Source organism: Bradyrhizobium sp. 62B, assembly GCF_030272265.2.
Taxonomy (GTDB): Bacteria; Pseudomonadota; Alphaproteobacteria; order Rhizobiales; family Xanthobacteraceae; genus Bradyrhizobium.
In genome coordinates this window covers 1,537,731-1,550,481 of sequence record NZ_CP092841.2, presented here as the reverse complement: position 1 = coordinate 1,550,481, position 12,751 = coordinate 1,537,731, and the positions used below count along the sequence as shown (strand labels likewise).

The following is a 12,751-nucleotide window of genomic DNA, read 5'->3' as shown; positions in this document are numbered from 1 at the left end:
CGGTGAACCGGACCAAGGAAGGCAACGACCAATATTGGGACGCTGCCCCGGATGAGCCATGGCCGACTCTCTCTTGGACATCATTTTCGATGTCGTCGACGTCGCGTTCGATGTTTCGGACGTGATCGACCGCACGAAGCAGCTGAGCAAGCCTGACACCGTCGAGGTCCCGCAGGATCCAAAGCCGTTGCCACCCGCCGCACAGCGCGCGCTGGCGGAAGCCGAAGAGCGGGAGCGCAGGCGCGAGCAGGTCGATCAAGCCGCCAGCGGCACTGACCCGGTATCGTAGCGAAAAGCCCGGTGCGCGCGCTCGAACGGCGCGAGGACATTCTAAGCAGGTCGAAATCCAGCCCGCTCCAGCGCTGTGCGCGCCTCGTCCGAACCAAGGGCATCGAGAAAAGCCTGCACGGCCGGACGTTGTTTGCGCGCCGTCACCAGCGCGAAGTCATAATGCTCTTCCGCGAACGGAATGAAACCGAGGCCGACCGCGTGGGCGACCGGCGCAATGGTCATGCCCCAGTCGGCGCGGTGCTGCGCGACGGCCGCGGCGACTGCGTTGTGCGACCGCGGCTGGTTCCAATAGCCTTCCGGCCGCGCCCCGCCGAGCAGCCGGTCGATCAGGATGCGCGTGCCGGCACCCTGATTGCGGTTGACCATGATGCAGGCGGGATCAGCGAGCGCGGCAGCGACGGCCTGCTTCGCATCGAGGCCCTCGAAACGCCTGTCGCCTTTGCGGAAGACGATGCCCTGCATCCGCCGCCAACCGGGCACGAGTTCGAGCCCCTCGACGAGATACGGCGAATTGTAGGTCTCGCTCTTGTCGTCGAACAGATGGATCGGCGCGAGATCGCATTCGCCGCGCTTCGCCGCGGCAAGCCCGCCGAGGCTGCCGACCGCGATCGAGCGCACGGCGAGGCCCGCATGCGCAAGCTGCGCGGTGACGAGATCCAGGCCGGTGCAATGGCTGCCGACGATGACGAGGTCGGGCACCCGCACATGCGGCGTGAACAGCGTCACCTCGGCTTCCGTCCCGGCCGGCATCTGGTCGGCGAGCGCATCGATGCGCAGGAAACCATCGGCCTGCGCGAAGGACGTGATCGCGCCAGACCCCTTGCCGGAGGGATAGGCGATCAGGCCATCCCTGCCCTCGACCAGCGAGACCATGACGAATTCGGTGCGACCGAGCTCTGACGCAATGCGCACCGGCACGGACGCGTTGACCCTGGCATCGGCGCGCGGCGGCAGGCCGGCCAGCTTGCGCAGCACCGGCACGATCATGTCATGGAAGGTGAACATCGCCGAGGTCGGAAAGCCCGGCAGGATCACCACCGGTCTGCCGTCGCATACCGCAAGACACAACGGCTTGCCGGGCTTGAGCGCAACGCCATGCGCGATGATGCCGGGCGCGCCGAGCCGCCCGATGATGCGATGGGACAGGTCGCCCGCGCCTTTGGACGTGCCGCCTGACAGCACCAGCATGTCGGCATCGGCGAGCGCGGCACGCATGGCAGCTTCGAGCTTGGCTTCATCGTCGGGAATCGCGCCCAGGAAGATCGCCTCGCCGCCGTTCTCGTCGATCGCGGCCGCGACGATGGCGCCGTTGGTGTCGTAGATCCCGGCAGGCGCGAGCCTCTGGCCCGGCTGCACCAATTCATCGCCGGTCGAGATCACGGCCACATGTGGCTTGCGCGCGACCTTCACCTCGGCGATGCCGCACGCGGCCAGCATGCCGATCTCGCGCGAGCCGATGACGGTGCCGGCACGCAGCAGCGCCTCGCCGCGCGCGATATCGGATCCTGCATAGGAGACGAATTGGCCGGGAGACGTGGCACGACGAACCTCGATGGCATCCGACCCCGCCGGCTGGGTGTGCTCGACCATGACGACGGCATCGGCGCCACGCGGCAGCGGGCCGCCGGTGGCAATCGCCGTTGCGGTTCCAGCCGCCACTTGCAGCGCCGGCGGTGTGCCGCAGTGGATGGTTTCGCCGTTCAGCCCAAGACGCACCGGCTTGCCTTCGCCGGCCGCAACGAGATCCCCCGAGCGCACGGCAAAGCCGTCGACGTTGGAGCGGTCGAACGGGGGAACATCGATCGGCGCCGTGACGTCTTCGGCGAGCGCCGCGCCAAGCGCAGCACCAAGCTTGCGCGTTTCGCACGGCAGCGCGCGCGGGAACAGCGCCGCCTCGAAGCGCGCCAGCGCCTCCTCGCGCGAGAGGATCTTGAGGAACTGCTCCTGTTCGAGCGCGCTGCGGTCTGGTGGCTTTGGGATCATCGTCATGCCGGAACCCATATCACTCCCGCATCAGATAGGCATCGACGGGCTCACCTGCCGCAAATCCCTCGTGATTGCCTGATATGAGCAACCAGGCATCCGCGCCGGCCATCGCCTGAAACGGCCATTCGCCCACGGCAAGCGGCCTCCACGTCTTGTGTTCCTCAGCCAGCAGCGCGATCTCGGCGATGCCGACGCTGGAGGCAATCTTGCGTGATAGCGGCAAGGCGATCTGGCGTCGCCGCTGTCGCGCCGACAGGCGATCGACGAGCGGCAGCACGACCGCGAGCCAGGCCGCGAGCGCTGCATCGGGCGAGCCGGGCAAGGCAACGGCGGGAACATTGCCGAGGCGCGCAACCGCGGCGGTGCGCCCGGGCTGAAGCGCGAGACCATGAGCAAGCACCTCGCCGCGCTCGGCCAGTGCCGTGACGGCTGCGTCGTGGCGGCCGACACCGCTGCCGCCGATCGTCACGACGAGATCGCAGGCGTCATCGGTGACGGCTTCCGCGATCGATGCAGCAGCACGCGCGCCGGCTTCATGCATCTCAACATGCAGTCCCGCGGCACGCGCGATCTCGGCAATCAAATGCGTCGTCGCCGTCGCACCGGGCACGTTGACGAGACGCAGCCGCGGTCGGCGCAAGCTCAGCTTCCCGACACCTGCAACGCGCGCGAGCAACAGAGTGGCGGGGGTAACCGGGCGCCCCGCGACCACAACGGCCGTATGCTCTCCGATGTCGCCGCCGGCGCGCCTGACGCCCTGCCCCGGCGCGCCCTCCGCCAGCACCTGCACGAGCGGGCCCGATACCTCCACCGCGTCGGCATCGAGCACACAGTCGCATCCTGCCGGCATCGCTTCGCCGGCCTCGACCCATTGCGGCTCTTTCGTCAAGGGCAGCGGCGAATAAGAGGACGCGCCGACGAGATCATTGGCGCGAAGAGCCCAGCCGTCCGCGGCGGCAACGTCGTGCGGCGGATGGGCCGTAAATAGCGCAGTGCCCGCCGCGATGCAGCCGGCCGCGTCGGACAGCGGCAACTCCACCGGTGCAAGCGGTTCGAGCCCGTTCAGCAACGCGGTGAGCGCGATCTCGAGCGGCGTGAGCGAGGATGGCAGGCGCTGGGTCATGCGCCATGGTGGACCATGCATCGCCCGCTTTGGCAACCGCCGGGACTGCGGGCCGTCAGCCGCCGGACCTGTCCGAGTTCGGAAAGAACAGTTGCTGCCCGTCGACCTTGTAGCCGGCGATCGCCGCCTGTCCCTCCGGCGAGGTCAGCCAATCGATGAAGGTCTGCGCGAGATCCTTCTTCACGTTCGGAAACTTCTCGGGATTCACCAGCATCACGCCATACTGATTGAGCAGCCGCCGGTCGCCTTCGACGACGATGTCGAGATCGCCGCGGTCCTTGAACGAAATCCAGCTGCCGCGATCCGACAGCACATAGGCATTCGCGGCGCGCGCGGCGTCGAGAGCCGAGGCCATGCCGCGCTCCGCCTCGCGATACCAGGCGCCCTTGGCGCTTGCGATGTCGATGCCGGCGACGATCCAGAGCGCGAGCTCGGCGGCGTGGGTGCCCGAGCGATCGCCCCGCGTCACGAACGGCGCGCCCTTGGCTTCGATCGCCTTCAGCGCCGTCACGATATCCTTGCCCTTCACGGCCGCCGGATCGCTCTTCGGCCCGATCAGCACATAGTCGTTGTACATCACGTCGAAACGCTTCACGCCAAATCCGTCGGCGACGAATTTCTCCTCCTGCGGCCGCGCATGCATCAGCACGACGTCGGCCTCGCCCCTTCGCGGCCCATTGAGCACCTCGTCGGCGCGCCGTGCGATCACGGTCACCTCGATGCCGGTCTTGTCGCGGAAGATCGGCAGCAGATAGTCGAGCAGGCCGGACTCCTGTGTCGCTGTGGTCGAGGCCAGCACGATCGCGCGGTCCTCCGCGGATGACGCCACAACGCCCGCGGTGAGACCGCAGAGGAGCGCGAATGCAACGGACAGGCGGCGCATGGATCAGGTTCCCATTGGCTATGACGCGATCATGATGATCGATTGCGCCGCACTCGTGACGCGCTTGCATCGATGCGTTCTCCAGATCGGGAAATTTCGGCAAGGCTCAGCACCCGTTGGGATCGTTCACCAAAGCAGGAATCGCCTGCGAGGATGTGTTGCAAAGCAGCGAGATGATCGGGCATGGTTCCCGCTCACACGACAATTGAAGTGCAGATTCCACCTGCGTCGAACGTCAAAAAGAAGCAAGAATTTGCATAGGAATGCAGGATGGAATTCCTGACGACCAGCGAAGCCGCCGACTATCTTCGGCTCGGCGAACGCAAGCTCTACGAACTCGTCACCACCGGCGCGATCCCCTGCACCAAGGTGACCGGGAAATGGCTCTTCCCTCGGCACGAGCTCGATCTCTGGGTGCTGTCGGGCCTCGCGCGTCCGGCCGGCATGCTGATCGCGGAGCCGCCGCCGGTGGTGGGCGGCAGCCAGGACGAGCTCCTGGATTGGAGCCTGCGCGAATCCAGCTCGGGCCTGGGATCGATGAGCGAGGGCAGCATGCGCGGGCTCGAGCGCCTGCAGCGCAACGAGGTGATGGCGGCGGCGGTCCACTTTCACGGCCTGGATGCTGCCGGCGATCTCGCGGGCGATGCCAGCGTCGAAGCGCTGCGTGCGGCGCCCGACCTGCATGATGCGGTGCTGGTCGCATTCGTGCGCCGCGAGCAGGGGCTCGTGCTGCCGCAAGGCAATCCCAAGCAGCTGCACGGCCTGACCGACGTGCTCGCGCTCGGCGCCAGGATGGCGATGCGGCAGCAGGGCACCGGCGCGCAGATGCTGCTCGACGTGCTGTTGAAGCGTGCCGGCGCCTCGACGCGCGATCTGCGCCGGGTCGAGCCGCCGGCTTTGACCGGACCGGATCTCGCCGAGATCGTCCGCGCCGGCCAGGCCGATTGCGGCATCGCGACGCGCGCCGCCGCGCGCTCGGCGGGTCTGGATTTCGTGCCGCTGGTCTGGGAGAATTTCGACCTTGCGATGCGGCAGCGCAGCTATTTCCGCCCCGCCATGCAGGCCCTGCTGCGGTTTCTCAGCGAAAGGCGGCTGCGCCAGCGCGCCGAGGAGCTGACCGGCTATGATCCCTCGGCCGCGGGGCAGATCCGGTTCGCAGCCTGACATTGACGCCCGCCCCCAAATAGTTGCAAAAGAAACCAATTCAGCCGGGGGCACACCCGGGGCAACACCGGCCAACGCGCCGGATCAGGGGAGGACAAGCGTGAATCCAACGAGATTTGGACTGCCGGTCGCGGCCGGCTTTGCGGCAACCGTTTTGGCGGCGACGCTGCCGTCGGGGGCCGCCATGGCGCAGCTTTCCGACGACGTCGTCAAGATCGGCGTGCTCACCGACATGAACGGCCCGGCCTCCGCGCCGACCGGCCAGGGCTCGGTGACGGCGGCGCAGATGGCGATCGACGATTTCGGCGGCACGGTGCTCGGCAAGCCGATCAGCGTCGTGGTCGGCGATCATCAGCTCAAGGCCGACATCGGCGCCTCGCTCGCGCGGCGCTGGTTCGACGTCGAGCAGGTCGACCTGATCGTCGACGTGCCGGTCTCGGCGGTCGGGCTCGCGGTGCAGAACATCGCCAACGAGAAGAAGCGGCTGTTCATCACCCACTCCACCGGCACCGCGGATTTCCACGGCAAGTTCTGCTCGCCTTACGCGATCCAGTGGGTGTTCGACACCCGCGCGCTCGCGGTCGGCACCGCGGACGCGGTGGTCAAGCGCGGCGGCGACAGCTGGTTCTTCATCACCGACGACTACGCCTTCGGCCATTCGCTGGAGCGCGATGCCTCCGCGGTCGTCACCGCCAATGGCGGCAAGGTGCTGGGCTCGGTGCGGCCGCCGCTGGCAACGCCCGATCTCTCCTCCTTCGTGCTGCAGGCGCAGGCTTCCAAGGCCAAGATCATCGGCATCGCAGCTGGCCCCCCCAACAACATGAACGAGATCAAGACCGGCTCGGAGTTCGGCGTGTTCAAGGGCGGCCAGCAGATGGCTGCATTGCTGGCGCTGATCACCGACATCCACGGCCTCGGCCTGCAGGCCGCCCAAGGCCTGCTGCTGACGACCTCGTTCTATTGGGACATGGACGACAAGACCCGCGAATGGTCGAAGCGCTACTTCGCCAAGATGAACAAGATGCCCTCGATGTGGCAGGCCGGCGTCTATTCGAGCGTGATGCACTATCTCAACGCCATCAAGGAAGCCGGCACCGACGACCCGCTCAAGGTCGCCGCCAAGATGCGGGAGAAGCCGATCGAGGATTTCTTCGCCCGCAACGGCAAACTGCGCGAGGACAATCTGATGGTGCACGACCTCTGGCTGGTGCAGGTGAAGACGCCGGAGGAGAGCAAATATCCGTGGGACTATTACAAGATCCTCACCACGATCTCCGGCGACAAGGCGTTCGGCCCGCCGGACACGGCGTGCCCGCTGGTGAAGAAGTGACGATGTAGCTGCGCTGACGATCCACCCTCGCCCCTTGTGGGAGAGGGTGGCTGCGCGAAGCGCAGCCGGGTGAGGGATTCTCTCCGCGAGTCGAACTCTCAATTTGTACGCGCGGAGAGAATCCCTCATCCGGCGCTTCGCGCCACCTTCTCCCACCAAGGGAGAAGGAAGAAAGCGCATTCGCTACTTCATCATCCCGATCTCGCGAAAATACTTCATCGCGCCGGGATGGATCAGCTCCGGCCTCGGCGCCGCCGCGACCGTGTTCGACGCGGTGGTCTCGCAGGCCTGGGCGAGCTTCTTGCAGAATGTCGCTTCAACGCCGTGCAGCGTCTTCGCGAGGCGATAGGCGACGTCGTCAGGCAGATCATCGCGCGTCAGCACGAAGCTCCACGATCCCAGCGAAGCGATCGGCGCGTCCTGTTTCGGATAGCTGTTCGCGGGCACCAGCAGCGGCTTCAGGAAGGCATGCTTGGCGCGGATGCGCGTCATCTCCTCGACATCCGGCGCGATGAAGCGCGCGCCTGATGCGCTCGATGCGACCGCGGCGAAGCCGGGCCAGCCGATGCCCGCGCCCCACAGCGCGGCGACGCGGCCGTCCTCGACCATCGCGGGGCCATCGCCGGCGCGGTCGAGATAGACGGCCTTGAAATCCTCGTCCTGCTTCAACCCGAGGCCATCAAGCACATAGCGCGCCAGGATCGGCAGGCCGGAGCCCTTGGCGCCGAACGCGACGGGCTGGCCGACGAGATCGCGGATCGTCTTGTAGGGACTGTCCGCGCGCACCACGAACATGCCGGGATTGGAATAGATCGCCGTCAGGATCTTCAGCCGCACAGGCGCGCGGCCGATGCCGGCGAAGGCCTCGTAGGCCGGCTCGCCCGCGACCAGCGCGAGATCGAGCTCGCCCTTCTCCAGCAGCGGAATGTTCTCGTTGCTGCCCTTGGTGTTGCGCGGCGCGATCGTGACTTGCGGATCGGCCGCGTTCATCACCTCGGCAAAGGCGTTGCCATAGAGCGGAAAGCCGCCGCCGGGCGTCGCGGTGCCGAGACTGATAGTATGGCTGATCGTATGTGGCGTGGTCGGAATGGCGTTGCCTCCGGTTTGAGCCGCAGCGGGGCTCAGGAGCAGCGCTGCGCCGAGAACGATGATCGCGAATCTCATGGTCATTTCCAACAGGCCTGCGTCAACACCGACTTGCGGCGATGTAGGCAGCCGTCCGTTTTTGTGAAAGCATGCCCGCAACGACAATAATGCAATGGGAGGCGTCATGTTGCGAATTTTGCGGTGCGGTGTGTTCGGGCTCGCGATCCTCACAGGTCTCTTCAGCGCCACGCCTCGCGCCTCCGCCGCCTATCCCGACCGTCCCGTGCACTGGCTGATCGGCTTTGCCGCGGGCGGCCCGGTCGACATCGTGGCGCGGATCATGGCGCAGTGGCTGTCGGACCGGCTCGGCCAGCAATTCATCGTCGAGAACCGCACCGGCTCCGGCGGCAACATCGCCGCCGCCGCCGCGATCAACTCACCGCCCGACGGCTACACGCTGCTGTTCGTCGCGCCCAACAACGCGATCTCGACCTCGCTCTACAAGAAGCTGCCGTTCGACTTCATCCGCGACACCACCCCGGTCGCGAGCATCATGCAGCTCACCAACATGCTGGTGGTGTCCAACGCGTTTCCGGCGAAGACGGTTCAGGAGTTCGTCGATTATTGCAAGGCCAACCCCGGCAAGATCTCCTTTGCCTCCTCCGGCAACGGCACCTCGGTGCACATGTCGGCCGAGCTGTTCAAGGTGCTGACCAAGTGCGACATGGTGCACGTGCCCTATCGCGGCTCGGCGATCGCCTTCCCCGACATCATCTCCAACAAGGTGCAGCTGATCTTCGACAACCTCCCCTCGGCCATGGAGCAGGCCAAGGGCGGCAATGTCCGCGCGCTGGGCGTGACCTCGCCGCAGCGCTGGCCGAGCGTGCCTGACGTGCCCGCGATCGCCGAGACCGTGCCGGGCTTCGAATCGGTCGGCTTCTACGGCATCTCCGCGCCGAAGGGCACGCCGCCCGAAGTGGTCGAGACGCTCAACAAGGCCGTCGGCGAAGCGCTGAAGGACCCGAAGCTGGTGGCCAGGCTCACGGAGACCGGCGGCATCCCCAAGCCGATGACGCCGGCCGAGTTCGGCAAGCTGGTCGCTGACGAGACCGAGAAGTGGCGCAAGGTGGTGGAGTTCGCGGGGGTCTCGGTGGATTAGCTAAGGGCCTGGCGGCCCACTGCACGACATTCTGGAGGGGGCTCGGAAGGGCCCTCCCCCTAAAAGTCGCAAAACAACCCCATGCACAGTAGGCGAGGCCAGTGATTTCAATGGGTTAGCAACCGCGAAAACCCGGCTTCGATGAGGTGGTTTTGCTTCGTCGGGCAAAACAGGGGTATACAGGCATCATCGCCGATTTCGGTTATCTAGAAATCGCCGGCGATGCCGCCCCGGTGTTTCCATCCACCCGCGCCAGCATTGCACCCCCGCCGCCATCCCTGTAAACGAACCGCGCACCGTTGCCGGCCGCGTTCCCGCGAGCTGTCTCGCGGCGGGGCCTGTAGCTCAATGGTTAGAGCCGGCCGCTCATAACGGTCTGGTTGCAGGTTCGAGTCCTGCCGGGCCCACCAAGCCAGCGATTTGCCAAATCATTCTGCCTGCTACCCTACAGGGAACTCACAACGCTCGCGGTTCAAATCGCCTTTGAATACGCGGAGCACACGTGTATGCGCCGTGAATGGCGGATGTCGCTCTCCAACGAATGGCGCGCTATCCTGTTGGATCGAGTTAAGACGGCCAACAGAGCGGTCGTGGCGCCCGATGAGGATTTCTTATCGTTTGAATTTCCGCTCGAGGATTGGAAAGGCCGGAGTGTTGATTTTGTTAAGTAGCGAAGTGGGATGGGGAAGCATTCCAAAAGTTCTGCTGCTGTCTCAGCGCGAGAGCGTTTCACAATGAGACGTATGCATCGCGATTGAGATTCAGTGACCGTTCAAAACCGCGACAGTCGCAGACGCGTGTCCTCCACTCTTGACTTTGTAACTCTTCAGAACAAAAATAGAACATTCGAGCCCCCTTCTCCGACTAGGTTCACTTGGCCAAGCCACCGATTTTGCCCGCTTATTACTATCTCGATCATTTCGTCGAGATGCTGGCATTCGTTCAGAAGACCTATCGCTCGGTCCTCTCCGAGGAACATCGCGCCTTTATTGCGCGTTTTGACGGCATGTCGCGGGATGCGCGGTGCCTGTTGGTCCGGATGGTCAATCGGCGCGGCGCGATCTTCAACCGGGCCCTGTTCAGCTACCCCGAGATTGCCGACGTCGGACGCGCGGCGGCCGAACTCATGGCGGCCGGTCATGCCCGCGCGCTCGGCGAAGGCGACTATGCCGCGTTCGTGGCCTGCCTTCCCAGGGATATCTTGGTAACGGGTGCACAGGCCGCCGGACGGGGCGATGTCCGGAAATCCTGGTCGAAGCCGAAGTTCGTCGACTATTATCTCGAACAGATTCCTTTCGCCGTCGCCGCGCAGCACTGCGGCGCGAACAAATTCATCGCACTCGACGGCACGAGGCCGATCGAGTTCCTCCTCTATCTCTATTTCGGCAAGACCCAGGTTGACCTGAAGAGTTTTGCGTTGCGCGATCTGGGCGTTCTGCGCACCAACCAGGAGACGGCCTTCAGCGCGCGGTTCTCGGACGGAGATGAAGCCTTGGCTTCATTCCACTACAGCCAGATCCTCGACCGCCTCGACGTCAAATCGGACGCCGTTTGCAGACAGGCTGCCGTCGACATCCTCAATGGCCCCGCCTGCGACACCGATTACGCCGAGGAACTGCGCAGCCGGGCGGCGCACCAGGCGGGATTGTTCTTCGAAAAGGCCGGCGATCACGATTTCGCCCGGCAGCTCTATCGCGCCGGCGCATCGGCCGACTGCAATGAACGCCTGGTGCGTCTGCTCTACAACGATGGCGATCGCCCCGGAGCCGAGGCCTTGCTGCAACGGATGATCGATCAGCCGTTGAGCGATGGCGAGCATCTGTTCGCGACCGATTTCTACGCACGAAAGTTTGGCGGGCGACGGACGGGGCTCTACACCGAGCTCTTGCGGTCCGGGCGGACGATCACGGTGGACGACACGCATCGCGGCAATCCCGAGGCGGGCGTGGCGGGCGTGCTGCGGCGCGACGGCGCGACGGTCTTTTATGCAGAGAATATGCTGTGGCACACCCTGTTCGGCCTGCTGTTCTGGGATGAGCTGTTCGAGAGCACGCAATTGCCGAGCGGCTTCGATTGGGTGCCGCATTGCCTGAGGGATCGCAGCTTCAGCCGGTTGTTTGCGGCCTCGATCGCGGAAAAAATTGGCGCGATCGAAGCCGGGACGGCGCTGCCCATGATCCTGCGGACCGTTGCGGCCCGGTGGGGACGCCCCAATGGCATCTTCGCCTGGGACCATTTTCAGATCGAGGCCTTGCGCGCGTTGCTGCAGGGCGCAAACCCCTCAGGCCTCGCGCGGATCGTCCGCGCCATGTGCGAGGATTTCCGCGGCATGCGCGACGGCTTTCCCGACCTGATGGTCGTCCGCGATGGACGCGTCTCGTTCATGGAGATCAAGGCTGCAGGCGACGTCATTCGACGCAATCAATTGACCCGCCTTCACCAGCTCGGCGCCGCCGGCATCACGGCCGAGATCGGCCGTGTCGACTATCGCTTCGATCCGGACCAGGACTATGTCGTCGTGGATATCGAGACGACGGGCTCGTTCTCGAACGGTGACCGCATCACCGAAATCGGCGCGGTCAAGGTCCGCAATCATCAGGTGGTCGACGAGTGGCATAGCCTGATCAATCCACAACGTCCCATCCCCTGGAAGATCGCCCAGCTGACGGGGATCACGAACGAGATGGTGCGGGACGCCCCGGTGTTTGCCGAAGTGAGCGAGAGCTTCCTCGATTTCATGGCCGACGGCATCTTCGTCGCCCATAACGTCAATTTCGATTATGGTTTCATCGCCTCCGAGTACAAGCGGCTGGAACGTCGCTTCCGGTTTCCGAAATTGTGTACGTGCGCCGGGATGCGCCGCCGCTATCCGGGACACGAATCTTACGGTTTGGGAAAGCTGTGCGATATCTATGGAATTGCGCTGCCCAATCATCATCGCGCGCTGTGCGACGCGCGGGCCTCCGCGCATTTGTTGAACCTCATCAACCACAAGCGTGATGACGACGTGACCGCGGATGTCGAGGCCGCCTAGCGGGAGCAAGCCGGCGTTTTGATCCGCGGAAGAAGGCTATTTCGATCCCTGAGGCAGCACGGACAGCTGGCAGTGAGAGCTCAAATCCTCCTATAAGTCACATGCCCCGTCGCGAACGGAATCCCCGCCCGCCCGGCGCTTCCACGAACGATGCAGGCGCGGTCATCGATCGCATAGAACCAATCATCGAAGTTCAGCTTGAACGACTTTCCATCGCCCTGGGGCGTGTCGCGCGTGTACTTCCAGTGAAATGCGCAACCGGCCTGCTCGCCGGTGGCGTCGCCTTCCAGGCGGTTCTCGTGGCCGGTGTATTGGCCTTCGCCTAGCTTGTGAATCGTCCAGCGCAGCGTGTCGTTATGGCCGTCATCGAAGGTGTAGGTTTCAGTCAGGACGACGGTGTCGGTGTCCGCGTCCAGCTCGCCATGAGCAGTGATCCTCGCACGCTTCAAGAGCCCGCCGACGAGACTTTCGACCACCGCCCATCCTTCAAGACGACCAACGAGGAACTGCTCAGGAAGAAACACGGGCGTGGTGCCAGCGAACGCATCAATGGCCATGGCGAGTCCTCCGATACCGATGACGACATAAGCCGCCTCCCGACACCCGGTTCCTCGGGTGAAATCCTGCCTGGTCCGCTCGCCTCTGCCAAATCCTTTGCATTCTCCACAGCGCTTAGGAACACGTGGACAAGCCCG

Annotated in this window: 10 protein-coding genes and 1 tRNA gene; 6 read left to right on the top strand and 5 right to left on the bottom strand. The window is 64.8% G+C overall.

Annotation, left to right across the window (positions count from 1 at the left end):
* Positions 1–58: 58 nt before the first annotated feature.
* Positions 59–289, top strand: coding sequence for a hypothetical protein (locus ML401_RS07455; protein WP_285811103.1), 231 nt, complete (start codon positions 59–61; stop codon positions 287–289).
* Positions 290–330: 41 nt separating this feature from the next.
* Here the strand turns inward: ML401_RS07455 and ML401_RS07450 are convergent, their stop codons facing one another.
* The 3 genes from ML401_RS07450 to ML401_RS07440 are packed head-to-tail and all read right to left on the bottom strand — an operon-like array spanning position 331 to position 4,283.
* Positions 331–2,280, bottom strand: coding sequence for a molybdopterin biosynthesis protein (locus ML401_RS07450; protein ID WP_285811101.1), 1,950 nt, complete (start codon positions 2,278–2,280; stop codon positions 331–333).
* A 13-nt stretch (positions 2,281–2,293) separates the two neighbouring features.
* Positions 2,294–3,400 carry a molybdopterin-binding protein gene (locus tag ML401_RS07445; protein WP_285811099.1) on the bottom strand — a complete coding sequence of 369 codons (1,107 nt, stop codon included), beginning with the start codon at positions 3,398–3,400 and terminating at the stop codon, positions 2,294–2,296.
* 55 nt (positions 3,401–3,455) lie between these two features.
* The gene (locus ML401_RS07440; RefSeq protein ID WP_285811097.1) at positions 3,456–4,283 is read right to left on the bottom strand and encodes a substrate-binding domain-containing protein; all 828 of its coding nucleotides are present in this window, start codon (positions 4,281–4,283) and stop codon (positions 3,456–3,458) included.
* 270 nt (positions 4,284–4,553) lie between these two features.
* Between ML401_RS07440 and ML401_RS07435 the strand changes: the two genes are divergently transcribed.
* Together ML401_RS07435 and ML401_RS07430 are read left to right on the top strand one after the other, a co-directional pair.
* Entirely contained in the window at positions 4,554–5,447 is an 894-nt protein-coding gene (locus tag ML401_RS07435) for a helix-turn-helix transcriptional regulator (RefSeq protein ID WP_285811095.1), read from the top strand.
* A gap of 100 nt (positions 5,448–5,547) precedes the next feature.
* Positions 5,548–6,777, top strand: a complete 1,230-nt coding sequence (locus tag ML401_RS07430; protein ID WP_211419643.1) for an ABC transporter substrate-binding protein — start codon at positions 5,548–5,550, stop codon at positions 6,775–6,777.
* Positions 6,778–6,960: 183 nt separating this feature from the next.
* On the opposite strand, the gene ML401_RS07425 is transcribed toward ML401_RS07430, so the two are convergent.
* Positions 6,961–7,941, bottom strand: coding sequence for a TAXI family TRAP transporter solute-binding subunit (locus ML401_RS07425; RefSeq protein ID WP_285811093.1), 981 nt, complete (start codon positions 7,939–7,941; stop codon positions 6,961–6,963).
* 106 nt (positions 7,942–8,047) lie between these two features.
* Here ML401_RS07425 and ML401_RS07420 point away from each other — a divergent pair, with 106 nt between their 5' ends.
* From ML401_RS07420 to ML401_RS07410, 3 genes are all read left to right on the top strand, one after another.
* Positions 8,048–9,022: a tripartite tricarboxylate transporter substrate binding protein gene (locus tag ML401_RS07420; RefSeq protein ID WP_211419645.1), complete on the top strand. Its 975-nt coding sequence runs from the start codon at positions 8,048–8,050 to the stop codon at positions 9,020–9,022.
* A gap of 334 nt (positions 9,023–9,356) precedes the next feature.
* Positions 9,357–9,432, top strand: a tRNA-Ile gene (locus ML401_RS07415).
* A 464-nt stretch (positions 9,433–9,896) separates the two neighbouring features.
* Positions 9,897–12,056, top strand: a complete 2,160-nt coding sequence (locus tag ML401_RS07410) for an exonuclease domain-containing protein (RefSeq protein ID WP_285811090.1) — start codon at positions 9,897–9,899, stop codon at positions 12,054–12,056.
* Positions 12,057–12,136: 80 nt separating this feature from the next.
* Here ML401_RS07410 and ML401_RS07405 read toward each other — a convergent pair whose 3' ends face one another.
* On the bottom strand, positions 12,137–12,613 hold the full coding sequence (locus ML401_RS07405) for a DUF3833 family protein (RefSeq protein ID WP_285811088.1): 477 nt from the start codon (positions 12,611–12,613) through the stop codon (positions 12,137–12,139).
* Between the last annotated feature and the right edge of the window lie 138 nt (positions 12,614–12,751).

Bases quoted from the DNA above. Each gene is read 5' to 3' on its own strand.
- ML401_RS07445 (WP_285811099.1), bottom strand. From the start codon at position 3,400: ATGACCCAGCGCCTGCCATCCTCGCTCACGCCGCTCGAGATCGCGCTC.
- ML401_RS07425 (WP_285811093.1), bottom strand. From the start codon at position 7,941: ATGAGATTCGCGATCATCGTTCTCGGCGCAGCGCTGCTCCTGAGCCCC.
- ML401_RS07435 (WP_285811095.1), top strand. From the start codon at position 4,554: ATGGAATTCCTGACGACCAGCGAAGCCGCCGACTATCTTCGGCTCGGC.
- ML401_RS07450 (WP_285811101.1), bottom strand. From the start codon at position 2,280: ATGACGATGATCCCAAAGCCACCAGACCGCAGCGCGCTCGAACAGGAG.
- ML401_RS07405 (WP_285811088.1), bottom strand. From the start codon at position 12,613: ATGGCCATTGATGCGTTCGCTGGCACCACGCCCGTGTTTCTTCCTGAG.
- ML401_RS07455 (WP_285811103.1), top strand. From the start codon at position 59: ATGGCCGACTCTCTCTTGGACATCATTTTCGATGTCGTCGACGTCGCG.
- ML401_RS07420 (WP_211419645.1), top strand. From the start codon at position 8,048: ATGTTGCGAATTTTGCGGTGCGGTGTGTTCGGGCTCGCGATCCTCACA.
- ML401_RS07440 (WP_285811097.1), bottom strand. From the start codon at position 4,283: ATGCGCCGCCTGTCCGTTGCATTCGCGCTCCTCTGCGGTCTCACCGCG.